At 38.2% G+C, this 24634-nt stretch carries 25 protein-coding genes and 1 riboswitch; of the genes, 22 read left to right on the forward strand and 3 right to left on the reverse strand.

What is annotated here, in order from left to right:
- The first annotated feature begins 1 nt into the window (after position 1).
- A riboswitch (glycine riboswitch) is annotated at positions 2-89 on the forward strand.
- A 170-nt stretch (positions 90-259) separates the two neighbouring features.
- Genes gcvT through gcvPB form a run of 3 tightly spaced genes read left to right on the forward strand, consistent with a single transcriptional unit; the run spans position 260 to position 4184 of the window.
- Positions 260-1366, forward strand: a complete 1107-nt coding sequence (gene gcvT / locus V7121_RS12695; protein WP_335546747.1) for a glycine cleavage system aminomethyltransferase GcvT — start codon at positions 260-262, stop codon at positions 1364-1366.
- 18 nt (positions 1367-1384) lie between these two features.
- Entirely contained in the window at positions 1385-2731 is a 1347-nt protein-coding gene (gene gcvPA, locus V7121_RS12700; protein ID WP_335496345.1) for an aminomethyl-transferring glycine dehydrogenase subunit GcvPA, read from the forward strand.
- Positions 2724-4184: an aminomethyl-transferring glycine dehydrogenase subunit GcvPB gene (gcvPB, locus tag V7121_RS12705; RefSeq protein WP_335546750.1), complete on the forward strand. Its 1461-nt coding sequence runs from the start codon at positions 2724-2726 to the stop codon at positions 4182-4184. Before gcvPA ends, gcvPB begins: the two co-directional genes overlap by 8 nt.
- Positions 4185-4509: 325 nt before the next feature.
- On the opposite strand, the gene V7121_RS12710 is transcribed toward gcvPB, so the two are convergent.
- The gene (locus V7121_RS12710) at positions 4510-4896 is read right to left on the reverse strand and encodes a rhodanese-like domain-containing protein (protein ID WP_335496342.1); all 387 of its coding nucleotides are present in this window, start codon (positions 4894-4896) and stop codon (positions 4510-4512) included.
- Positions 4897-5085: 189 nt separating this feature from the next.
- On the opposite strand from V7121_RS12710, the gene V7121_RS12715 reads away from it, so the two are divergent.
- From V7121_RS12715 to V7121_RS12730, 4 genes are all read left to right on the forward strand, one after another.
- Positions 5086-5922 carry a lipoate--protein ligase family protein gene (locus tag V7121_RS12715; protein WP_335496340.1) on the forward strand — a complete coding sequence of 279 codons (837 nt, stop codon included), beginning with the start codon at positions 5086-5088 and terminating at the stop codon, positions 5920-5922.
- Between the two features lie 318 nt (positions 5923-6240).
- Positions 6241-8799, forward strand: coding sequence for a vitamin B12-dependent ribonucleotide reductase (locus V7121_RS12720; RefSeq protein WP_335546752.1), 2559 nt, complete (start codon positions 6241-6243; stop codon positions 8797-8799).
- A gap of 220 nt (positions 8800-9019) precedes the next feature.
- Entirely contained in the window at positions 9020-9469 is a 450-nt protein-coding gene (locus tag V7121_RS12725; protein WP_335496336.1) for a C40 family peptidase, read from the forward strand.
- A gap of 157 nt (positions 9470-9626) precedes the next feature.
- On the forward strand, positions 9627-10511 hold the full coding sequence (locus V7121_RS12730) for a patatin-like phospholipase family protein (RefSeq protein ID WP_335496334.1): 885 nt from the start codon (positions 9627-9629) through the stop codon (positions 10509-10511).
- A 55-nt stretch (positions 10512-10566) separates the two neighbouring features.
- Here V7121_RS12730 and V7121_RS12735 read toward each other — a convergent pair whose 3' ends face one another.
- Together V7121_RS12735 and V7121_RS12740 are read right to left on the reverse strand one after the other, a co-directional pair.
- Complete coding sequence (locus V7121_RS12735) at positions 10567-10962, reverse strand: SA1362 family protein (RefSeq protein WP_335496331.1); 396 nt, start codon at positions 10960-10962, stop codon at positions 10567-10569.
- Positions 10963-11018: 56 nt separating this feature from the next.
- Positions 11019-11963, reverse strand: a complete 945-nt coding sequence (locus tag V7121_RS12740; RefSeq protein ID WP_335496328.1) for a DUF1385 domain-containing protein — start codon at positions 11961-11963, stop codon at positions 11019-11021.
- Between the two features lie 445 nt (positions 11964-12408).
- Between V7121_RS12740 and V7121_RS12745 the strand changes: the two genes are divergently transcribed.
- The 15 genes from V7121_RS12745 to V7121_RS12815 all read left to right on the forward strand — a co-directional run bounded on the left by V7121_RS12745 (position 12409) and on the right by V7121_RS12815 (position 24633).
- Positions 12409-12906, forward strand: coding sequence for a YqhR family membrane protein (locus V7121_RS12745; protein WP_335496325.1), 498 nt, complete (start codon positions 12409-12411; stop codon positions 12904-12906).
- Positions 12907-12985: 79 nt separating this feature from the next.
- Positions 12986-14047 carry a M24 family metallopeptidase gene (locus tag V7121_RS12750; RefSeq protein ID WP_335546754.1) on the forward strand — a complete coding sequence of 354 codons (1062 nt, stop codon included), beginning with the start codon at positions 12986-12988 and terminating at the stop codon, positions 14045-14047.
- Positions 14048-14068: 21 nt separating this feature from the next.
- Entirely contained in the window at positions 14069-14626 is a 558-nt protein-coding gene (gene efp, locus V7121_RS12755; protein WP_335546756.1) for an elongation factor P, read from the forward strand.
- A 136-nt stretch (positions 14627-14762) separates the two neighbouring features.
- Complete coding sequence (locus tag V7121_RS12760; RefSeq protein ID WP_335496318.1) at positions 14763-15266, forward strand: DUF6803 family protein; 504 nt, start codon at positions 14763-14765, stop codon at positions 15264-15266.
- A 248-nt stretch (positions 15267-15514) separates the two neighbouring features.
- Entirely contained in the window at positions 15515-16177 is a 663-nt protein-coding gene (locus tag V7121_RS12765) for a response regulator transcription factor (protein ID WP_335496316.1), read from the forward strand.
- Between the two features lie 131 nt (positions 16178-16308).
- Positions 16309-16758: a PCYCGC motif-containing (lipo)protein gene (locus V7121_RS24935; protein ID WP_335496313.1), complete on the forward strand. Its 450-nt coding sequence runs from the start codon at positions 16309-16311 to the stop codon at positions 16756-16758.
- A gap of 10 nt (positions 16759-16768) precedes the next feature.
- Entirely contained in the window at positions 16769-17422 is a 654-nt protein-coding gene (locus V7121_RS12775) for a c-type cytochrome (RefSeq protein ID WP_335496311.1), read from the forward strand.
- A 388-nt stretch (positions 17423-17810) separates the two neighbouring features.
- Positions 17811-18872 carry a hypothetical protein gene (locus V7121_RS12780; protein ID WP_335546758.1) on the forward strand — a complete coding sequence of 354 codons (1062 nt, stop codon included), beginning with the start codon at positions 17811-17813 and terminating at the stop codon, positions 18870-18872.
- Between the two features lie 13 nt (positions 18873-18885).
- On the forward strand, positions 18886-19338 hold the full coding sequence (locus tag V7121_RS12785) for a cytochrome c maturation protein CcmE (protein ID WP_335496306.1): 453 nt from the start codon (positions 18886-18888) through the stop codon (positions 19336-19338).
- 25 nt (positions 19339-19363) lie between these two features.
- A complete protein-coding gene (locus tag V7121_RS12790; RefSeq protein ID WP_335496303.1) occupies positions 19364-21346 on the forward strand; it encodes a heme lyase CcmF/NrfE family subunit in 1983 nt (660 codons plus the stop codon).
- Position 21347: 1 nt separating this feature from the next.
- Entirely contained in the window at positions 21348-21854 is a 507-nt protein-coding gene (locus V7121_RS12795) for a cytochrome c-type biogenesis protein (RefSeq protein WP_335496300.1), read from the forward strand.
- A gap of 12 nt (positions 21855-21866) precedes the next feature.
- Positions 21867-22241, forward strand: a complete 375-nt coding sequence (locus tag V7121_RS12800; RefSeq protein WP_335546759.1) for a hypothetical protein — start codon at positions 21867-21869, stop codon at positions 22239-22241.
- On the forward strand, positions 22238-23227 hold the full coding sequence (locus tag V7121_RS12805) for a hypothetical protein (RefSeq protein ID WP_335496295.1): 990 nt from the start codon (positions 22238-22240) through the stop codon (positions 23225-23227). The genes V7121_RS12800 and V7121_RS12805 overlap by 4 nt, the downstream gene beginning before the upstream one ends.
- Positions 23228-23251: 24 nt before the next feature.
- The gene (locus tag V7121_RS12810; protein ID WP_335496292.1) at positions 23252-23956 is read left to right on the forward strand and encodes an ABC transporter ATP-binding protein; all 705 of its coding nucleotides are present in this window, start codon (positions 23252-23254) and stop codon (positions 23954-23956) included.
- Complete coding sequence (locus V7121_RS12815) at positions 23953-24633, forward strand: heme exporter protein CcmB (RefSeq protein WP_335496289.1); 681 nt, start codon at positions 23953-23955, stop codon at positions 24631-24633. The genes V7121_RS12810 and V7121_RS12815 overlap by 4 nt, the downstream gene beginning before the upstream one ends.
- Position 24634: the final 1 nt, after the last annotated feature.

The raw sequence follows: 24634 nt of genomic DNA on the forward strand, positions 1-24634 counted from the left end.
AATGATAACAAGGGGAGAGACTACCTGAGTAGCGCCGAAGGAGCAAACAGAAATGTGAATCTCTCAGGCAAAAGAACTCTTGTTTGACGCAGCTCTGGAGAGCGCTGCTGTAATTTTGCAGCCACCAAAGGGGAAAGCCTTTAATAGGTAAACTTTCAGGTGCAAGGACAGAGACCTTCTTATGTTTCATAGGAGGTTTCTGTCCTTTTTTATGTTATCCAATGAACAAGTTGTGCCAAAGACTGAAGGGGGATTAAGAATGTCTGAATTAAAACGAACTCCGCTTTTTGATGTGTATAAGGAATGGGGAGGAAAAACGATTGATTTCGGAGGCTGGGAACTGCCAGTCCAATTCTCAAGTATTAAAGAAGAGCATGAAGCTGTTCGCACACGTGCTGGCTTATTTGATGTTTCCCATATGGGCGAAGTGGAAGTAAAAGGCACTAATAGCTTAGATTATTTACAAAAAATGATGACAAATGATATTTCAAAAATTAAAAATGGCGGTGCTCAGTATACGGCCATGTGTTATGAAAATGGCGGTACTGTTGATGATCTGCTGGTATATAAAATTGAGGACAATCATTACCTTTTAGTAGTTAACGCATCAAATATTGAAAAAGATTATAAGTGGCTTGAAGACCATCTATTTGGCGATGTCAGCCTAGAAAACTTTTCAGATAAAACAGCGCAGCTGGCGCTTCAGGGACCGCTTGCGGAAAAAGTATTGCAAAAGCTCGCCGGGGATACAGATTTGAGCGGGATTGGTTTTTTCAAATTTCAGCAAGAAGTTATCCTAAATGGAAAAAAAGCTTTAGTTTCAAGAACGGGTTATACGGGTGAAGATGGTTTTGAAGTCTATTGCGATGCTGAGGATGCAGCGGATCTTTGGAGAGAAATTTTAGCTGCAGGTAATGAAGATGGAGTCATTCCTGTAGGGTTAGGTGCCCGCGATACACTGCGTTTTGAAGCAGTATTAGCACTTTATGGCCAAGAATTATCTGCAGAAATTTCACCGCTGGAAGCAGGAATTGGCTTTGCTGTAAAATTAACAAAAGAAGCTGACTTTATTGGGAAAGAAGCGTTAATTCAGCAAAAAGAACAGGGTTTAACTAGAAAATTGGTAGGAATTGAAATGATTGATCGTGGAATTCCACGTCATGGATACCCTGTTTATAGTGGGGACCAGTTAATTGGTGAGGTGACAACAGGTACTCAATCACCAACATTAAAGAAAAATATTGGTCTTGCTCTTATAAATTCAGAATTTACAAGCCTTGAATCCGTTGTTGAAGTAGAGATTCGCGGCAAAAGGTTAAAAGCTACTGTCGTTCCAACACCTTTTTATAAAAGAGAAAAGAAATAACAGAAGGGAGTTAGGTTTATGAAACATCGCTATTTACCTATGACTGAACAAGATAAGAAGACTATGCTCGAGGCAATTGGGGTTTCCTCTATTGATGAACTGTTTAGCGATATCCCTGAGAAAGTAAGATTTAAAGGTGAATACAATATTAAAGCAGCGAAGTCTGAAACAGCATTGATGAAAGAATTGTTTAAGATGGCTAGCCGGAACGCTGACCTAAAAAGAAATGTATCTTTTATCGGTGCCGGTGTCTATGACCATTACATGCCTGTAATTGTTGACCATGTTATTTCTAGATCAGAATTTTATACAGCTTATACACCATATCAACCAGAAATATCTCAAGGTGAACTTCAAGCCATCTTTGAATTTCAAACGATGATTTGTGAATTAACTGGCATGGATGTGGCCAACTCCTCTATGTATGATGGCGGAACCGCACTTGCTGAAGCAGCAATGCTTAGTGCAGGCCATACCAAACGAAAAACAATCGTCGTCTCTAGCGCCGTCCACCCTGAGGCACGTGACGTACTAAAAACCTATGCAAAGGGTCAATACCTTAATGTAGTTGAAGTACCTGTAAAAGATGGGGTTACTGATATAGATGCATTAAAAGGGCTCGTTAATGAGGATGTTGCAGCGGTGATTGTTCAATATCCAAACTTCTTTGGTCGAATCGAGCCTTTAAAAGAGCTAGAAGAGATTATCCATGAAAACAAGTCCATGTTTGTAGTATCAAGTAATCCATTATCACTTGGCGTGTTAACACCTCCAGGTAAATTTGGTGCTGACATTGTTATTGGTGATGCCCAGCCGTTTGGAATTTCAACAGCCTTTGGCGGGCCACACTGTGGTTATTTCGCAGTTACTACTAAGTTAATGAGGAAAGTTCCTGGCCGTCTAGTCGGACAGACAACAGACGACCAAGGCCGCCGCGGGTTCGTATTAACCCTGCAAGCTCGTGAACAGCATATCCGTCGTGATAAAGCGACATCAAATATTTGTTCTAACCAAGCATTAAATGCCCTTGCAGCATCTGTAGCGATGACTGCTCTTGGTAAGAAGGGTGTACGTGAAATGGCGGCAGCCAACTTACAAAAGGCTCATTATGCTAAAAATGCATTTAAAGAAGCTGGTTTTGAAGTGGTGTATGACGGTCATTCCTTCAATGAATTCGTTGTGAAATTAAATAAGCCTGTCAAAGAAATTAATCAACAGCTTTTACAAAAAGGAATCATTGGCGGCTATGATTTGGGTCGTGATTATCCAGAACTAGTTAACCATATGCTGATTGCTGTTACAGAACAACGCTCGAAGGAAGAAATTGATACTCTAGTGAAAGAATTGGGGGATTTCCATGCATAATCAAGACCAGGCACTCATTTTTGAACTTAGCACACCAGGCCGCATCGGCTATAGTCTGCCGGAAATGGATGTACCAGAACTAGATCTCACTGGCCTTCTTCCTGATGGTTATATTCGCACTGAAGAGCCAGAACTTCCTGAAGTTTCGGAACTTGATATCATGCGCCACTACACAGCACTATCAAGAAGAAATCATGGTGTCGATTCAGGATTTTATCCACTCGGCTCCTGTACAATGAAATATAATCCGAAGATCAATGAAAATGTAGCCCGATTTAACGGCTTTGCACATGTCCATCCGCTCCAAGATGAAAGTTCTGTTCAAGGTGCTCTTGAGCTTTTATACGATTTGCAGGAGCATTTAATCGAAATAACTGGTATGGATGAAGTAACTCTTCAGCCAGCAGCCGGTGCCCATGGGGAATGGACTGGATTAATGATGATCCGTGCCTATCATGAGGCTAATGGTGATATGAAGCGTACAAAAGTAATTGTTCCAGATTCTGCCCATGGTACTAATCCAGCTTCGGCTACGATTGCAGGTCTTGAAACCATTACCGTTAAATCAAATGAACATGGTTTAGTTGATCTTGAAGATTTAAGAAGAGTTGTTGGTGAAGATACAGCAGCACTAATGCTAACCAATCCGAATACGCTTGGTTTATTTGAAGAAAACATACTTGAATTGGCTGAAATAGTCCATGAAGCTGGCGGTAAGCTTTATTATGACGGAGCAAACTTAAATGCAGTTCTATCCAAAGCTAGACCTGGAGATATGGGATTTGATGTGGTTCACTTAAATCTTCATAAAACATTTACAGGCCCGCACGGCGGCGGAGGTCCTGGTTCTGGTCCTGTTGGGGTGAAGGCAGACCTTATCCCGTTTTTACCGAAGCCGATTATCACTAAACAAGGTGAGGAATTTGTCCTAGATTATGACCGCCCGCAATCAATCGGCCGCGTCAAGCCATTTTACGGAAACTTTGGAATCAATGTTCGTGCCTACACATACATTCGCTCAATGGGGCCTGATGGCTTAAAAGCGGTAACAGAGTATGCGGTATTAAATGCGAACTACATGATGAGAAGGCTTGCTGAATATTATGATCTGCCATTTGATCGTCATTGTAAGCATGAATTTGTACTAAGCGGCAGACGCCAGAAGAAGCTTGGTGTCCGTACATTGGATATTGCGAAACGTCTGCTTGATTTTGGTTATCACCCACCAACCATTTACTTCCCGTTAAATGTGGAAGAATGTATTATGATCGAACCAACTGAGACAGAATCAAAAGAGACCCTAGATTCGTTCATTGATATTATGATTCAGATCGCTAAAGAAGCGGAAGAAAATCCGGAAGTCGTTCAAGAAGCACCACATACAACCGTGGTCGGCCGTATGGACGAAACAAAAGCGGCTCGTAAACCAGTTCTTAAATATCAACAAGCATAATAATAAATGTGAGGTCAGATTCGAAATGGAATCTGACTTTCTTTTGTTCTCAACGATTGTGATCAAAATAAAGGCTGTTTTCGAGAATTTTTGATGAAATAATGTCCTGTATGTGCTTAAGGACAAAACTCGCTAAGCGACAGGGTGAAATGTCCGCAACACTGGTTCTTACGGACAAAACTGGTTAATCGGCAGGGGGAAATGTCCGTAATGCTGGCACTTTCGTGAAGTTAGAAAACTGATAACCATTAGGACAAAATCTGAAAGGAACAATCTTTTTTTAGAACAAAAAAAAGGCTCCAAAATACGGAGCCTTGCTAAACATTTATGATTTCTTAGTTTTTACTTTACCAGACCATTTTTTGAACCCGCCCTGAAGCTGGGTTAGGTCTTTATAGCCTTTACGGTGTAAGAATTGTGCGGCACGGGCACTGCGCATTCCGCTTTGACAATATAAATAGACCGGCATATCAGAACGGATTTCTTTCATGCGCATTTTCATTTGTGACATTGGGATATTACGTGCCCCTAAAATATGACCGCCATCAAATTCGTTTGCTTCACGAACATCTATTAGTTGTGCCTTTCTGTATCCCGCACGGAATTCTTCTTCTGTTACCGTTTTAACAATCCTTTTCTGATAGAAAAAGGTAAAAACGGAATAGATAATAACTGCTACGATAATGATTAGTAAGGGATAAAGTTGATTCAATTTTTTTTGCTCCTTTCAAGCTTTGCTGCACTAGTTTATTATATAAGCCAATCTCCTAAAGATAAAGATGAAAGCAAAAAAATCTTCTTATATTACCTAATTTATTATAGCAGAAACATCTTATTTTGAATCTATATCAGAATTTGGTAGACTTAAAAACGAAATAATTAAAAAAATGAGGTTTTTTCAATGAAAAAAGAAGTTTGGCGTTTTATCGATACTGGAAATCGGTCCCCATCTTTTAATATGGCGTTAGATGAGGCGCTGTTGGATTGGCATAGTGAAGGGAAAATTCCTCCCGTGATTCGATTCTATGGCTGGGACCCAGCTACACTATCGGTAGGATATTTTCAAAAGGTAGAAAAGGAAATTGATATGGATGCTGTTAAAGCTCACCAATTAGGCTTTGTAAGAAGACCTACCGGTGGCCGTGGAGTACTTCATGAGCACGAACTTACCTATAGTGTCATCGTTTCTGAAAATCATCCGGAAATGCCTAATTCTGTAACTGAAGCCTATCGTGTGATTTCAGAAGGTATTTTAAAAGGTTTTCATCACTTAGGGCTTGAGGCCTATTTTGCTGTTCCTAAAACAGCGGAAGAACGAGATGCGTTGAAAAACCCCCGTTCTGCTGTCTGCTTTGATGCTCCGAGTTGGTACGAGCTTGTAGTCGAAGGCAGGAAGGTAGCTGGCAGTGCGCAAACAAGGCAAAAGGGCGTTATCCTTCAGCACGGTTCTATTCTGTTAGACTTAGATGAAGATAAGCTGTTTAGTTTATTTAAATATCCTAGTGAACGAGTGAAGGAACGGATGAGGAAAGCCTTTAAGGATAAAGCGGTCGCTATTAATGCGATTAGTCCACGAAGAATTACACTTGAAGAAGCTAAGGAAGCTTTTTATAAGGGCTTTGCAGAAGGGCTGAATATTGACTTAGAGCCATATCAGCTAACCGATGAAGAACTTGCTTACGTTGATAAAATAGCAAAAGATCGTTATGAAAGTGATGAATGGAATTATAAGAGGTAACCCAAAGCGACGATTTCGTCGCTATTTTTTATGCCAAAATAAAGATGCAACCTGCGAAATTTGTTAAATTTTCCTGTTTTATGATGAAAATCGTCTGCTAGCTTTTGATTACTTCTATATCTATTATATTTTGAGTTTGACAAAATGATTGTTAGTTGTTCAATATACAATATATAGTGGTGTCGAAAATATTTTCGGTACTATATATTGATTTATTGTGTTGGGCTATGATAACCTAAAAATACAAGCCAACTAGATATAGCGTAATCCTGCTAGATTTAGCACAATAGGTAGATTTATTATGAAGGAGTTGTTCTCATGTCTGTAGTTTTTAGACAAACACTGAATATTGATTTTGAAAGGTTGAATGAGGATATCCACTTATTCCCGCAGGTACATCCAGTTACCCCAGATATGAAAATAACTCACAAAGGTGTTTCGCGCTTGGTTATGCTAGACCGGTATACCTTTAAGGACACCGCGAAAATTACTCTTACAAACGGCGACTTCGTTGTCTTAACTATTAAAGAAGATCCGAAATTCCCGGCACGGGGCCTTGGTTATATCAAGGAAATTGATTGGGAAAGCAAAAAAGCCCAGGTTTTAGTAGAGGAAGAATTTAGAGGAGTTCTCGATGATCCAGAGGAAGCCCTCACTGGTGTGATTGTCAGGTCATTAGATGTGATTGAAAAGCCGTTGGAGCTCTTTTACGAACAGATAGCGAAGCGTAATGCAACAGGTCTTGCTTCGGTAGAAGAAACAGAAGAGAAGCGAAGAGAATGGACGGAAAAGTTTTATCAAGAGCTGGTTAACATGAACTTCATTCCGGCAGGTCGTGTCCTTTACGGTGCGGGGGCAGATACCGATGTCACTTACTTTAATTGTTACGTGATGCCGTTCGTCCCAGACTCACGTGAAGGAATCTCTGACCATCGAAAGCAGGTAATGGAGATTATGAGTCGCGGCGGCGGTGTTGGAACAAATGGATCAACGCTAAGACCTAGAAATACCTTGGCTAGAGGCGTAAATGGTAAATCATCTGGTTCGGTTTCATGGTTAGATGATATTGCGAAATTGACTCATTTGGTCGAGCAGGGTGGATCCCGGCGCGGAGCTCAGATGATAATGTTGGCCGACTGGCATCCAGACATTATTGAATTTATTATTTCAAAGATGCAAAATCCTAGAATTCTACGATTCTTAATTGAAAATACAAATGATGAAACGATTAAAAAACTTGCTAAAGATAAGTTAAAGTTTACCCCTCTTACTCTAAGAGAAACTGCAATGTACCAGGGAATTGTAAATTATAAAAACATTCCTGGGTTCGGTGGATTTGATGAAAACATCATTGCGGACGCAGAAGAAAAATTATTAACCGGTGGAAATTACACGGTTCACAATTCTGAGTTCCTTACAGGGGCAAACATCTCCGTTTGTTTAACAAAGGAATTTATGGAAGCTGTTGAAAATGATAGTGAATACGAACTGCGCTTCCCATATGTTGAACACTATAATCAAGAAGAAATGAAGATTTACAATGAGGAATGGCATAAAGTTGGTGACGTGCGCGAGTGGGAGAAACGTGGACATAAAGTAAGGGTCTATAAAAAGTTTAAAGCGAAAGAACTTTGGAACCTAATCAATATTTGTGCGACTTACTCAGCAGAACCGGGAATATTTTTTATCGATAATGCCAACGACATGACCAATGCAAAAGCATACGGCCAACAGGTCGTTGCGACAAATCCATGTGGGGAACAACCACTTGCACCATTTTCTGTTTGTAACCTAGCAGCGGTTAATCTTGCAGAAATGGCTGATAAGGACACAAAAACGATCGATTTTGATAAACTTAAGAAAACAGTAGCTGTTGGCGTGAGGATGCAGGATAATGTCATCAACGCAACACCATATTTCCTTGAAGAAAATAAAAAGCAGGCCCTTGGTGAACGACGGGTCGGGCTTGGAGTAATGGGCTTACATGACATGCTCATCTATTGTGAAACAGAATATGGATCACCGGAAGGAAACAAACTAGTTGACCAAGTTTTTGAAGTTATTGCAACGACTGCGTACAGAACTTCAATCGAATTGGCAAAAGAGAAAGGAAGTTTCCCATTTTTAACAGGTGATACACTAACAGAAACCAATCGATTACGACAAGCATTCATTGAAACTGGTTTTATGAAGAAAATGCCTGATGATATCCGCCAATCTATTTTAGAAAGTGGAATTAGAAATTCACATTTACTAACTGTTGCTCCTACGGGATCCACTGGGACAATGATTGGCGTCGCCACAGGCTTAGAGCCTTATTTCTCATTCTCTTACTTCCGAAGCGGACGCCTCGGTAAATTTATCGAAGTAAAAGCAGATATCGTTCAAGAATATTTAGATCAGCATCCAGAGGCAGATCCAAATGATCTTCCAAACTGGTTTGTTACAGCAATGGACCTCTCGACAGATGCACATGCAGATGTCCAGTGTGTCATTCAGCGTTGGATCGACAGCTCTATTAGTAAAACAGTTAATGCACCAAAAGGCTATAGCGTGGAACAGGTTGAAAAGGTATACCAGCGTCTGTACCGCGGCGGTGCTAAAGGTGGAACGGTTTACGTGGATGGTTCGCGCGATTCACAGGTGCTAACACTGAAAGCAGAAGAAAACACCAATGAACAATTAGAAATTTTTAATGAAAAGCCTAGTCAACATGTTGTCCTTGTTGATACAATCACTGAACTTCGCTCCACAAGCGTGACGATTGGATCAGAAGTAGGGAACACTTGCCCCGTTTGCCGTACCGGTAAAGTTAAAGAAATGGGTGGCTGCAATACCTGTACAAACTGCGGAGCACAATTAAAATGTGGTTTGTAATATGAAGGGAAAGGGGGGAAGCTAATCCCTCCTTTTTATTGAAATAAATGTCGATTTCTCTTTATTGTCGGCACAAATACTACAAAAGCTAATCGGTATTTTGCTAGATTCGGTAAAACGAAGTCGAAATTTGTAATATAACTGTAATCTACCTGTTACTTCGATGTTATTCTTTTTTTGTATAGTAGTAGTATCGAAGCACACAGGGGGATTAAACAAGATGTTGAAAAAAATCATTGCAGCCATAGCCATGACAATTATTCTAAGTTCATTGTTTACCACTACGGGTGATCAAGCGGAAGCGGCCTATTATCATACGAAGGCAATCAAAGTTGCAAAGTCATATCTCGGTGTTCCATATAGATGGGGTGGGTTAACTCCAAGAGGTTTTGACTGCTCAGGTTTGGTTAAATATTCTTATGGTAAGGCTGGCAAGGTATTGCCAAGAACGGCTGCTGAAATGTACTACAAAAAAGGGTACCGTGTTAAATCTTTAAGAGTTGGAGACTTAATGTTCTTTGCACAGAATAAGGCTAGCAGACCAAGTCATGTTGCGATTTACATAGGTGGCGGAAAAATGATTCAATCAGCATCATCAAGGGGCGTTTCCATCGCTTCTACAAACAATAGTTATTGGAAGCCAAGATTTATTGGAGCTAAACGTTTTTAATAAGAAGTTAAGCGGTTACAACACTTTTACATAAAAAGGACATCGTTCATGAATGATGTCTTTTTTTATTTTTATATTTTCTCCTTGTCCACTGTACTATTTATTATAAAAGCCGCTTAAAGATGTAAAAACGAGTTCATCTATGGGAGTGGCTGCCATGTATATTGACGGCGTTTTTTCAGGAGGGGGCATTAAAGGGTTTGCATTAATTGGGGCCTGTGATGAAATTGAAAATAAAGGGTTACGTTTCGCCAGAGTTGCAGGAACAAGTGCGGGGTCAATTGTTGCTGCTTTAATTGCAGCAGGCTATACAAGTAAAGAAATTTACCAGTTGCTTGACGAATTAGATTTATCGAAATTGCTTGATGCCCGTAAAACGTTCATTCCCTTCCCGTTTGCAAAGTGGCTATTCGTTTATTGGAAACTAGGCCTATATAAGGGAAATGAACTGGAAAAATGGATTTGTGAGAAACTTGAAGCTAAAGGGCTAAGGACATTTGCTGATTTGCCTCCACATTCACTCCGGGTTATTGGGTCGGACCTATCTAATGGTCAAATGATTGTTTTTCCAGATGACTTACAAAAATATGGTATATCACCTAATACCTTTCCCATTGCTAAAGCAATTAGAATCAGCTGCAGTATCCCTTATTTCTTTGAACCAGTAAAAATGCGCTCCATGGATGGGGTTAACGTATTGGTTGATGGTGGAGTTCTAAGTAATTTTCCAATGTGGCTTTTTGATAAGGAAAATGCACAAAAGATAAGACCTGTCCTTGGTATTAAATTAAGTTCGAGTGAATACGAACACAAAAAACATAATATAAAAAATGCGGTTCAATTATTTGCGGCTCTTTTTGAAACGATGAAGGACGCTCACGATGCAAGGTATATTTCTAAAAAACATGTTAAGAATATTATCTTTATTCCTACGGAAGGTGTTTTATCAACAGAGTTTCATTTGACAAACGAAAAGAAGCAGGAATTGTTTGAAATAGGTAGGGAGAAAGCCAAGGAATTTTTAAAGACTTGGGGATATTAATTCATCTTGGATAGTTTCCTATAATTGGATGGATTAGCCATAAAAAATCGAGCGCCTAGAGAGACGCTCGATTTTTCTTTTTACCCTTTTTACCGTCGATAACGGTCAAATGAGCAGGTGATTTCTTTTTTGTCTTGTTGCTTTTCTTTAAGGATGATAATGACCCAAGAGTGGAGGTCTTAACAGTTGATTCACCACTCTTTTGCTGTAATCGTTTTTTTGACTTTTTGGCTGCTTTAAGAAATGCGCGCTGCTCTTTTTTCTGAGGGCTTGAGCCGGAAAACTTCCTAACTAGGAAATAAACAACTAACGCAATCAATGCGATGACAGCTATTCTCTGAATGAAACCGGCTGGATTAGCTGTAAATGTACTAACAAGTCCAAGCAATGCAAGAATGATAAGTCCCCCGACAACCACATTAACGAATGTCCGATTTTTCAAGAAAGCCACCTCCCTAAGAGCATCTTAAGCATATTTATGATCTTTTAAACACATTACAACAAGATTTAGACAATTTCCTCATTTTCCGGCGTGACCTCAGAATCCTTCTCCATTTTTAATAACCTGTTAAATGAAAGAATCGCCACTTCCACTTGGTCATTTTCTGGCTCCTTGGTTGTAATAAGTTGGAGCCATAGACCTGGTAACCCTAGAAACCTTAACACAGGGATATCTCTTAGTTTGTTGGTCACTTGCAGGATTTCAAATGCTATTCCTAAAACAACTGGGATTAAAAGGAGTCGGTCCACAACCCGTAACCAAAGTGGGGTCGTCGGTACTAACATGTAAACAAAAACGCCAACAATGACTGTAAATAAAATGAAACTACTGCCACAGCGGTAATGGAGGCGGGAATGAGCCTGCACATTTTCTACAGTCAACTCTACACCTGCTTCAAAAGTATTAATTACTTTATGTTCAGCTCCGTGATATTGAAACACTCTTTTAATCAAAGGGGTAAGTGAAACAAAATAAATATAGGATATTAGCAAAATCAGTTTAAAAAAGCCTTCCACTAACACTTGAGCAAAGTCAGAAGGGAAAATTGGTTTTGTTAAAACAGCGAGGAAGACTGGAATTAAAGTAAAGGCAAATTTGCCAAATAAAAATGAAATGACCCCAATTGCTGCTACACCTAGGTACATGGTTAATTTAGAGACTTCTTTTTCCTTTATTTTTTCATCTTCAATTGGGTCAACATCAAATCTTTCCGTTGAGAAATTTAAATGTTTTGATCCGTTTGCACTCGATTCAATAATGGCAATAATCCCTCGTAGGAAAGGAATTTTTTTAAAGATGGTAAAGTAAGGATTTGCTTTACGTGGCAAATGAAAATATTCAACAGATTGATCTTTTCTGCGAACAGCCGTAACATAATGATGTTTTCCGCCAAACATAACACCTTCGACAACCGCTTGGCCGCCATAAACCGGTTTTTGAGAACTAGACATATACATAACACCAACCTAATCAAAAGTTGCACAACAGCAGAAGTAGATAAATCTGTATGTACTTAATTCTATTCTACTAGAAAAATGAAAAAACCTCTAGGAATGACATAATATTTCCATTTAAAAAGTTTTTTTTATGCAAGGGATTGAATAGCTAAGGGCATAATAAAAAATGGATTTTATCCCGCATTAACTGGCAGTAATACCCCCACCTTAAAATTCTAAGTTTACAAAGTGGAAGAAGATAATGGGGAGGGTGTACCAACTGCCAGTAAAAGCCCGATTGGTTCAACTAACAATCGGTGGGGGGTGAATCCCCCACTAATTGAAGTTTCACCTTATTTTGGCCTTTAGTTGGTCCCGCAAAAGGGGCTGATTATCTAAATAATTTACATTAATAAAGGCACTTCCCACGAAGCGCAGAAAGTAAACGGAGGTTGTTAGAATGACTAATGATAACAAATCAGGTAATTATCCCGCACCTATGTCTTTTCCGGTTATGGTCTTTTGGACAGGATTATTTGGAGGTTTATTTTGGGGAACAATTGGATGGATTGCTTCCTATTTTAATTTTACAGAAATTCGTCCCAATGTCATACTTGAACCATGGGCATTAGGGGAGTGGAAGCACCAATGGCTTGGTACAGTGATTTCCATCATTTTAATTAGCATTTGTTCAGTGGTGGCTGCATTTATTTACTATGCCGCATTGAAAAAATTCAAGGGTTTTTGGTTTGGTCTAGGTTATGGACTTGTTTTGTTTGCAGTGGTCTTCTTTGTATTAAATCCACTTTTTCCTGGAATGAAATCGTTCTTTGATTTAAATCGAGATACGATTATTACTTCCATTTGTTTATATATCGTATATGGAATCTTTATTGGGTATTCCATAAATTATGAGTATCAAAATAATAAAGTACAAGACAAAGAGGCATCAACCTAAGTTGGGAATAGTCTGATTTCGTTGGTTGTGATAAAATATTTCATGTCCTCATTTGATTTGAAAAGGAGAGTGGAGAATCATGGAAAAAGTAGAAAAGTTAAGATCTGATTTTTCAACATATGGAATTGATGGGATCCTGATTACTAGTCCATTTAATCGACGCTACATATCTAACTTTACTGGTACGGCCGGTGTTGTTTTAATCAGTGCAGATAAAGCGCTGTTTCTTACAGATTTCCGATATACTGAACAAGCAACAAAGCAATGTCAGGGGTTCGAAATAATAAAAATGACTGGACCAATTCCTGAAGAGGTAGCTGCACAAGCAAAAAAACTAGGCATTCAAAAGCTTGGATTTGAAGAGGATTATCTAACTTATTCCTCCTTTCAATTATATGATAAAGAAATTGAAGCTGAACTTGTTCCGATTTCCAATGTAATTGAAAAGTTACGCTTGATAAAGACTGATGCAGAGATTAAGATATTAAAGGTAGCGGCTGATATTGCGGATGCTGCATTTAAACACATTTTAGACTTCATTAGTCCAGGAAAAACTGAATTAGAAGTGTCGAATGAGTTAGAATTTTTTATGAGAAAGGCGGGAGCCACATCTTCTTCATTTGACACAATCGTTGCATCAGGTTATCGTTCTGCACTTCCCCATGGCGTGGCAAGCGATAAAGTAATTGAGGTTGGAGATATAGTGACCATGGATTATGGATGTTATTACAATGGTTATGTTTCTGATATAACGAGGACCGTTGCAGTCGGTGAACCAGATGTCAAATTAAAAGAAATTTATGAAGTCGTTCTTGAAGCACAGCTGCGTGGTATGGCCGGAATAAAGCCAGGTTTGACAGGCAAGCAAGCTGATGCAATCACAAGAGATTACATAACAGAAAAAGGTTATGGAGAATACTTCGGTCATTCTACGGGACATGGTATCGGACTTGAAATCCATGAGGCTCCTGGATTGTCAATGAAATCTGATGTGATCCTAGAACCTGGAATGGTAGTCACATGTGAACCAGGTATCTATGTCCCAGGTCTTGGCGGTGTCAGGATTGAAGATGATACATTGATTACGAAGGACCATAACGAAGCACTCACCCATTCAACAAAAGAATTAATAATACTGTAATGAGTTTAGGAGGATTTTAAAATGATATCTGTTAATGATTTTAAAACAGGATTGACGATTGAAGTGGATGGCGGTCTATGGAGAGTTCTAGATTTCCAACACGTAAAACCAGGTAAGGGAGCAGCGTTTGTTCGTTCCAAGTTAAGAAATCTACGGAATGGTGCGATTCAAGAAAAAACATTTCGTGCCGGTGAAAAAGTAGAGAAAGCACAAATTGATAATCGTAAAATGCAATATCTGTATGCAAGTGGTGATAATCATGTGTTTATGGATATGGAATCATACGAGCAAGTAGAACTTCCAGCCTCAAGCATTGAATATGAATTAAAGTTTTTGAAAGAAAACATGGAAGTTCAAATTATGATGTATAATTATGAAACTCTTGGAGTTGAATTGCCAAACAATGTAATCCTAGAGGTTGTTGAAACAGAACCAGGAATTAAAGGGGATACATCTTCCGGCGGAACAAAGTCAGCCACGCTTGAAACTGGTCTTCATGTTCAGGTTCCGTTTTTCATCAATCAAGGTGATAAGTTAATCATCAACACTACTGATAGTTCATACGTATCACGTGCATAACCCAGTTCAAAAAGCCTTAGTCCGAAATTTGTCGGACTAAGGCTTTTTTTTAACAATTTATCCATAGTTTCTCCTAAGTTTCTGCACATTTCTTCACTATATTAAGGGTGTAGAAAAAATAAAGGAGAAGATAAATATGAATATGACACATTATATGGGATTACTAGCAGACAATCAGCCTTGGAATTTGTTAATTTTTATGGCGGTACCTGTTATCTGTGCTGAAATCCTTGCAATTTCTGAAATTGCCATTTTATTTACAAGAAAATTAGATGGTGCCCTTAAAAAATTGAACAAGATAACAGGGATTTTTGCAGGCTTTTACTTTACTGGTATTTTTATTTACTTAATGAAAACTGCGTACATTCCACTAACTGTAAATGGTGATTGGAAGGGCTGGATTGACGTTGTTGCTGTTACTTTTTATCTGCTTGGAATTATCCCTTTCCTTGGCATGGCATTACTAGACTTAGGTCTTATCTTTAGAAATAAAACAGAGGAAGAAAAGCTGAAAATCCATGCAATCTTTGTTAGTATTTTTCTAGTCGTTGCCCACATCGCGATGATTTTTGGAATGATTGATCCTGCGCTCGGCACAGGTTCCGGCTCATCTCCAATGCATGATATGAAGAATATGTAATATTTATCACTGGAAATCTCCCATGGGATTTTCCAGTTTTTTTAAATATTTTATGGCTTCCTCCGAATTCATTAAATAATTGAACAGCTTGTGAAAAGTAAACCAGATAAATTTGAACATTTTATTAAACTGATACTTTCTAACTAGTATGTTTAATTTTAGACTGTAGAATGAGTGGTATAAAGGCAACTGCTTCATAGTAACATTGTTGCTTAGCACAAGAATTGTTGCTTTTCAGGGGGAGTCCAATGAAAAAAATAAAGGTTTTAATTGCGGACGATCATTATTTATTTGTCCGAGGTATTGAAAGCATTCTTAGCGAAGACGATTCACTTCAGGTAATTGGAAAAGCTTCAAATGGAGAAGAAGCTTTTGAAATGGCAAAGCAGCATTTGCCAGATGTCGTTTTGTTAGATGTTAATATGCCAGTGATGGACGGTTTACAGGCATTAAAACTAATCATCGCTGAATTACCGGATGCCAAAGTACTAATGTTAACTATGAATGACAGTGATGATTATCTAATCGAAGCATTAAAATCTGGAGCAAAGGGTTTTTTGCATAAGAATTTAATGCCGAATGAACTGTTGACCTTCATCCATATGGTCAATAGGGGAGAAAGTGTTATCTCTGGCCGCATGGCTGGGAAAATCATTGAAAATCTAACGAGGTCGGCTAATCTGTCGACAGAAATACCTGATAATAAAGCGGATAAATTAACGCGTAGAGAGAAAGAAATATTAACACATGTGATGAAGGGATTAACCAACCGTGAAATCGCTGGTACTCTTTTTATATCCGAAAATACGGTAAAAAACCATTTGCGAAATATCATGGAAAAGCTGCAGATGAGCAACCGCATTCAAGCAGCCACTTATGCATTACAAGAGGGCTGGCTCCAAGAGGTGTAAGCTGAGAAATATTTTTTATTATAAATAGCTTTAAAACTTCACGAAATAGTAAGAATTAGTTACTAAATGGCTAATTTCTTTTTGCTAAACTGAAATAGTATAAAAAATTAAAGGAAGGGGTGCAACAGATCATGAAACGAATAACATCTCTCTTGTTCCTTGGGATTTTGTTTGCTATTGTAGCTGCAGGCTGTAGTTCCAAACTCAGTGACGAGACTTGGAAACTTGATAAAAAACACACGCCATTACCTGATTTTGTTCTAAATACATCAGAAAAAATTCAAGAAACATACGTTATGGCAGCAACATATCCGGAAGTCGTAGCCCAAGTTCCATGTTATTGTGGATGTGTAAATGACGGTCATAAAAGTAACCTTGATTGCTTTATCAAGGGAATGGGACCAGGAAATGCTGTCCAAGAATGGGATTCGCATGGTATAGCTTGAGACACTTGTGTCAATATCGCCCGGGAGGCGGTAGAAATGCATCTTAACGGAAAAAGCCCTGCGAAAATCTATGATTTATTAACAAGAAAATATGAAGATATTGGGGAACCAACCCCAACACCCGCACCCAAGTAAGGGGTAACCCATGAAGAAAATACTAATCGGATTTTACGTTTTGATTATTATTGGAATAATTATCTGTATAGGTAATAGCGATATTTTTGATAGCAAAAAATCGGAGGCAATTGCTGCAGGTGAGAAAATATATAAGAGCAATTGTATTTTTTGTCACGGTGAAACAGGTAAAGGAGAAGGTTCAAAAACGGGGACAGCTTTAAATAGCCAGAATTTTTTAAGCAACGTATCCGATAAGGACTTATATAATTATGTGAAATATGGCAGAGAAGGCACCGTTATGCCAGCGTATGGTCCACGCATGTCGGACAAAGATTTAAAGAATGTTGTTGCCTTTATTAGAGATTGGCAAAATGAAGAAAAAGAGTTTGATGTACCTAAAAAGTTGTCGGGTGATTCTGAACGTGGAAAAGCTCAATATAATTTATATTGCCTCAACTGTCATGGTGAAGCAGGTGCTGGTAAGGATAAAATGGGAACAGCTTTATCAAGCCCGCAATACCTGAAATATAATACGGATAAGCAAATATGGATTGACGCAGCGTATGGCCGTGAAGACACACGGATGGGCCCATCATTAAAGGGTCTGGAAGGTGCACGTCAACTTAAAGAAAAGGATATTACTGATATTATTTCCTATATCCGATCTTTAGAGAAAAAGTAATAAGAAACGAGTATCTAAGACCTGAATCTACAACAAGTGATTCAGGTCTTTTTATTAGCCATCAAGTTCATACTCGGGTGAAATTGATGTAACTACAAACGGAATAGTGATCCAATTAATGGTAAATAAAAAAATCAAATTCATTGCTATGTCAAGCTATCAGGTCACAAAAGGCAGGAAATTTTATGAAATATTTTTCCCAATATTTCAATTGTGAACATTATGTGGTGGTTTTTTGACGAAATCACAACGATTTTAATCCTTTAACAAAATGTTCAAGAGTGATTCAACAAATATGGGCTGATAACGATTATATTTATTTCAAAGAGGACTATAGTGAAAAATAGTACTTTCTAGTGATTAGTTTTTTAAGTCAAGGAGGATTAAGATGCTTAAAAATAAGTTGTTGGCATTATTTGTAATCACATCATTTTTAATGAATTTCATCATCCCGAAGGCTAGTGCTGAAGCAGCCTTTCCGGCAGAAAAATTTCCTTTTAAGGAAATGCAGGTTCAGGTAATGCCAGAGTTTGATTATCCAGATGATTGGTCGTCACGTAAAGAACCATCCTTACTCGTTGGCCAGTACGGAACAATTACCAACAAGAGTGGTCAAGATTATAATGGGAAAATTGAGATTCCCGTTCCAGCCATGGAAAAAGGCTTTGAAGCATTCTTGGTAGCAGAATTTCCAGAAAAAGATAAGCCTGAAGTACAGCGCCCATACGATGTAGATAAAGAAAAAGGGATCGTAAGTTGGAAGCCAGCCAAGGCGATTAAGAATAATCAAACATACGAATTTGTTATTGAGTACTATACCAAGTCAATTGATGTGAAAAACAACAAGACATTTTCATACGAACTTAAAAATAAAGCAGATATCGCTCTTTTAGATGTTATCTTTTATGCACCAATGGATGCAAAGGAAATAACAATTGAGCCAAAGGCTCAAAATAATTCGAAAAATGAATACGGTGAAGAACTCTATTACTATCAGTACAAAAATGTAAAGGCAAACGCTGGTTTAAAATACTCCTTCTCATATAAGAAAGATGGTACTGAATCTACGATGGAAGCAATTAATAAACAACAACCGCCTAATGATGAAAACCATAGTGGTGTAAGTGCAACTGATCAAGTGGATAAAACTGGTGGAACAGCGGCTAGTTCCAAACGTCCCATCATCGGACTGGGTGGTGCTGCAATAATCGGACTTGCGGTAATTATTGCTGGACTTTTTGTATTCCTTGGATTAAAAGGAAATAATCAAACCGCATCCAAGGGTAGTAAACAAAATAAAAATCAAAATCAACCAAGAAAACCATCACAAAATGCAAAAAAGGATAACAAAATAGCGAATTCAGAAGAAAAGAAGGAACTACGGAAAAAGTTATTAACGGGTAAGATTGACCAAGAAATGTATGATGAAGAAATGAAAAAATTAATTTAATGGGGTGACCAGAATGAAAAAAAATACGATTGTTATGCTTGGGGGATTTATAATCGCAGGTGCCATTGTTTTCCTTTTAATGGCAGCGACTCCTGGGTCAAGTGGTGTTGAATTAACCTTGAAAGAATTGATGGCAACGCAAGATCAGCATAAAGATGATTTTGTTACTGTTGAAGGTTTACTGATTGAGGATTCGATTAAATGGGATGCAAAAAAAATTGAACTAAAATTTGATGTGAAGGATAACGATGGTGATGTTATGCATGTCATTCATCACGGAACTAAACCAGATAACTTTGCAGAAGGTGTCATCACGATTCTTCAAGGAGCACCAACTAAAAAAGACACATTTGTTGCTGAGACTGTTAAAACAAGATGCCCATCTAAATACGAAGGAAAAGATATCAAGGATTATAATCCAGAAACACATAAAGATAAGTTAAATCAAACACCGAAAGAAAAATAACAGGCTAACTTAAGAAGGTGACGAAATGTATTTATTTGCCAACGCAACAATTTATATAGGCTTAGCCATTGCGATTTATTCTCTTCTTATTATCACATTGGGAATTAGCACAAAAAATCAAAAATTCGTTAACAGTGGTAAAGGTGGATTAATTGCACTATTAGTTTGTTCATCTTTAGCCATGCTTACCTTGTTCTACTTATTAGCAACATCACAATTTCAATACGAATATGTTCGTGATTATACTAGCAGTGAACTCCCAATCATCTACAAGCTTACAGCACTATGGGCGGGTAATGCAGGATCATTGTTATTGTGGACATTTTTCCTAACTCTCTATTCTTGCATGATTGCTTTCTCAAGAAAGTTAAAAGGAAATCCTATGGTTCCTTACATTTCTGCTATTTTACTAGCAAACGCGGTTTTCTTCTTCTTTATTCTTGGGTTTGTAGCAAAACCTTTCATTCTATTAAATGAGATTCCGATTGAAGGTAAAGGCTTAAATCCTATGCTTCAAAACCCTGGCATGATTATTCATCCAGTTACGCTTTACCTAGGATATGTAGGACTTGCGATACCATTTGCCTTTGCAATGGCAGCATTGATTTTGAAAAACGTTGATGATTTCTGGATTAAAATGACAAGACGCTGGACAATTATTGCTTGGTTATTTTTAAGTCTTGGTAATATCTTTGGCGGGCAATGGGCTTATGTTGAGTTAGGATGGGGCGGCTACTGGGCATGGGATCCAGTTGAAAATGCTTCCTTTATGCCTTGGTTAACAGCAACTGCATTCTTGCATTCTGTAATGATTCAAGAACGAAAAAATATGTTGAAAATTTGGAATATCAGCTTAATCATTGTTTCTTATGCACTTACTTTATTTGGTACATTCTTAGTACGAAGCGGGGTACTGACCTCTGTTCATGCCTTTGCCAATTCAAACCTTGGATTATACTTCTTAATCTTTATGGGTGTGGCGGTTATTGGTGCACTTTATGTATTGATGAGCCGTTACAACCTGCTTAAACGTAGTGCAGGTGAATTTAATTCCTTTGTTTCAAAAGAAAGCAGTTTCTTAGTAAATAACTTATTACTTGTTGGTGCAGCCTTTGCGGTATTCTGGGGAACAATCTTCCCGTTAGTATCTGAAGCAGTTCGTGGTACAAAAGTAACAGTGGGTCTACCATTCTTTAACAAAGTAGAAGCACCGATTCTATTATCTATGATGTTTGTTATGGCAGTTTGTCCAATGCTTGCTTGGCAAAAATCTACCGTGAAAAATCTTAAGAAGAACTTCATGATTCCAGCTATTCTTGCAGTATTGGCTATGATTTTGATGGTAGTTTTAGGAATTCAAAAAGCATGGGCAGTCATTGGCTATGGCGTAATCGCTCTATTATTAATCACACACTTCTTAGAGTTTTATAGAGGTGTAAAAGCTAGAAGGAAAATGACGAAAGAATCACCATTTGTTGCACTGTACCGCTTAATGATTCGAAATCGACGCAGGTACGGCGGATATATCGTTCACCTAGGAATCGCCTTTATTACGATGGGAATCATTGGGTCACAAAACTATGATTTACAAACTATGAAAACTGTCGATTTAGGACAATCAATTGAATTACAAGACTACCGAATCAACTATGATCGACTCGATCAGAAAAAAGAAGGTATCAATGATATCGTTTATGCAGATGTAACAGTATTTAGAAATGGTAAAAAGCTCGGCACCTACCAGCCGGAAAAAGTATTTTACGGTAACTGGGAACAGCCATCTTCCGAAGTAGCGATAATTTCCTCGCTTAAGGAAGACTTATACATCGTCTTAAGTGCATGGGAAGATGATGGAAAAGCTACATTTGTGGTAAAGGTTAATCCAATGATGGATTGGTTATGGATTGGTTCTTTCATGATTGTTATTGGTGCACTATTTGCGGTTTGGAATGGAAAATATGGAAATGTCACTCCGAGATACACAGGAGTACGCAGAGAGGTGTCTTAATATGAAAAATAAACTTTATATTGGACTACTCATCATCGCGTTCATCTTTCAGGGGTCATTCCTTCGAGTCGAAGCAGCAAAACAGATTGACTATAAATCAGCAGAATTCAAAGCAGTTGCTCAGCAGTTTGCCTGTACATGCGGGTGTGGGCAGGATCATTATGAATGTGATCCCAATACATGTAATCTAACAACTGAGTTTAAAGCAGACTTAGTAGACATGATGAACAAAGGCTGGGATAAGGATAAAATTCGTGAGTATTATGTCAACATCTATGGTGAAGAGATTTTAACTTCACCTGAGAAAAGTGGTTTTAGCCTAACTGCCTGGGTCCTTCCTTTTGTTGTATTAGGAGCTGCTGGTATAGCTGTGTTTTTCATAATCCGAAAATGGGTTAAGAAAAAGGGAACAAACGAAGATGTTGCTGAATACGAGAGCACCGAGGATGAAGTAGAAGGAGAAATCCTGTCATCTATGATTGATGAAGAACGCAAAAAGTATCTTTAGGATGTGAACATAATGCATGATATCACAGTCGTTTCAATGATTTTTACAACCATTTTAGCGCTTGCCTGTCTATTTCTAATTTTATCACCCTTATTTAAGTGGGATACTTATTTACAAGTTACTTCCAAAGGTAAGGACATCGGTGCTACAAAAGAAGCACTTTTGACAACTTTAAATGAAATAGAATTCGAGTACAAAATGGATAAAATCTCACACGCTGATTATAAACATTTAAAGAAACAATATGAAAATGAAGTCGCCAGTATTATGAAGGAAGAAGAAGAAATTATGCACACCAGTGTCGACAAAGATTTAATGGACGAAGTTGAAAAAGAAATTGAAGCTCAAATGAAAACTTATAAGAATAAAAAGGGGGAAGGAAAGTGATCAAAAAAATCACCGTTTTCTTCCTCGGGCTGATGCTGTTAATCCCATTTCATGGATTAGCGGCATCAGATTCAAAGGTTTCAATTGATATGCATTATCTCGTTATCAGTCCTGCTGAAGATGGCGGGGCGAATATGATGAATATGGTTAATTATACAAATACGGCTGCAGAAAAATATAATGGTGACGGAAAAAGTGAAGCAGTATTACATGTTTCTCTTCCTCAAGGAGCAGAGGATCTTAACTTTTTAGATAATCAAATTGCTTTTAAGCAAGTTGACAAAGGATTCATTACAACTACCCCAATACCAGGGAATCAAACAATGGTATTGCCATACAGCTATAGGATGGCAAAGGGGAAAGAAATAATTTTAAAATCTGACTATCCTGTACAACTGATGCAAATCCTTGTTCCAGAAGGAAGAGGCAGCATTGAAGTAAAGGGTGCTGAGGCAACTAGTCAAGGCAGTTTCAAATTTGATGATCAAAATTATTTTGGATATAGTATTGAAGGACTAAAAGCTAACCAAGAATTTACACTAGTTTATAACAAAGATGTACAGCCGCCGGCAAGTGAAACAAAAAAGGCGGAGACAACAAGCGACAGTAATAGTAATGTTACACATACAGCACCTGCTTTCCATAATCCAGGGCATCTAAGACTTTGGGCTCAGTCGCCATTACATCGTTTTAATCCACACGTTTTTATGATTATTCTATTAGCAATAGTGATCGCGGGTATCTCCTACTATGTCTACTTTAGAAGGAAGGCAAAGCGGGATGATGAAAGACTGGGTGCTGATAAAGAGGAGAAAGCCTTCAAACTTTTAATGGCGAAGCAAAAAGCGATAATGGATAAGATTATTGAATTGGAAGAATCTTTTGGGGATGGAAAGCTCTCAGAAGATGAATATCATGCAAAGCTTGAAGCTTATAAACAGCATCTTGTCCAAGTAAAATTAAATCTTCGTAATTTTGTAGAGTAGTAGCTGGGATGGGAGAGACTGCAAATGATAGAAATAAAAAAACTTACGAAGCAAGCTGATAATAAACTCATTTTGCGTAGTGTAGACCTCTCCATCAAAAAAGGAGAAACAGTTGCCATTTTGGGACCGAATGGTGCAGGAAAGAGCACGCTGTTAAAAGTGCTTGCTACCTTAATAAAACCTACATCTGGCTTGATAAAGGTAAATGGGATGGATTTGAAAAAAAATCATATCCAAATCAAAAAAATAATGGGTTATTTACCCCATTCCAGTTTGCTTTACGATCATTACACACCGTTAGAAAATATTGTCTTCTTCGGAAATATTTACGGTGTGAAAAATGTGGAACAACGAGCCATTGAACTAGTTAAAGAAGTTGGATTGTCATTCTTCTTGAATGAACCTGTAAAAAACTTTTCACGAGGTATGATTCAACGGATTGCTATAGCTCGGGCGATTGTTCATGAACCGGACATTCTCCTTCTAGACGAACCGCACACAGGCTTGGACCAGGGGGCAATCGGGATACTAAACAATGTGATTCTTTCTATGAAAGCCAAAGGAACGACGACCTTGATGGTAACCCATGATTTTAAGCAAGCGGCTGAAATTTGCGACAGAATTATTATTGTTAAAAATGGTAAGATTGTCGATGATTTTAGAATTGAAAATCAGAACTTAGATTACGTATCTGAAAAATATGAACAATTAGTGGAGGGAGTATCATGAACCTTTTTCGAACAGCCCTCTTACTAGCCAAAAAGGATTTATATTCCGAGTTAAAAACAAAGCAAATTATGGTCACACAAATTATTTTCGCTGGCCTAGTCATCGTGGTTTTCAGCTTTGCCTTTGACCCTGCAAATAATACAACAAAAGCCGTTATTCCTGGAGTCATTTGGGTGATTATCGTTTTTGCTGGAATCTTGGGCCTCAATAGATCGTTTATTTCAGAGCAGCGGAATGATACCATGCAAGGATTATTGGTTGCACCAATGGAAGCCGCCAGCATTTATTTAGGAAAGTTCTTAGCCAATTTCACGATGATGCTGATTGTTGAACTTGTTTCCATTCCGTTTTTGTTCTTATTGTTTGATTTTAAATTCTATGGCAGTATACCCTATTTTATCTTAGTAGTATTCTTAGGAAGCTTTGGATTTATCGCCATAGGTACATTCTTAGCGGCATTGGCAGCTAATTCTAAAAGTAGTGAAATGCTGCTTCCATTATTGCTCTTTCCGATTACAACGCCAATCTTAATCGGTGTTGTTCAAGCAACAAGAATCATCTTAACGAATATGGAGAAATTCTCAAGTGCATTAGCTTGGATCCAGTTGGTTACAGCGTATGATGTTATCTTCTTCGTTGTTTGTTTCTTATTAATAGATTATGTGCTGGAGGTTTAAG

This window comes from Neobacillus drentensis (assembly GCF_036962125.1).
Lineage (GTDB): Bacteria > Bacillota > Bacilli > Bacillales > Cytobacillaceae > Neobacillus > Neobacillus drentensis_B.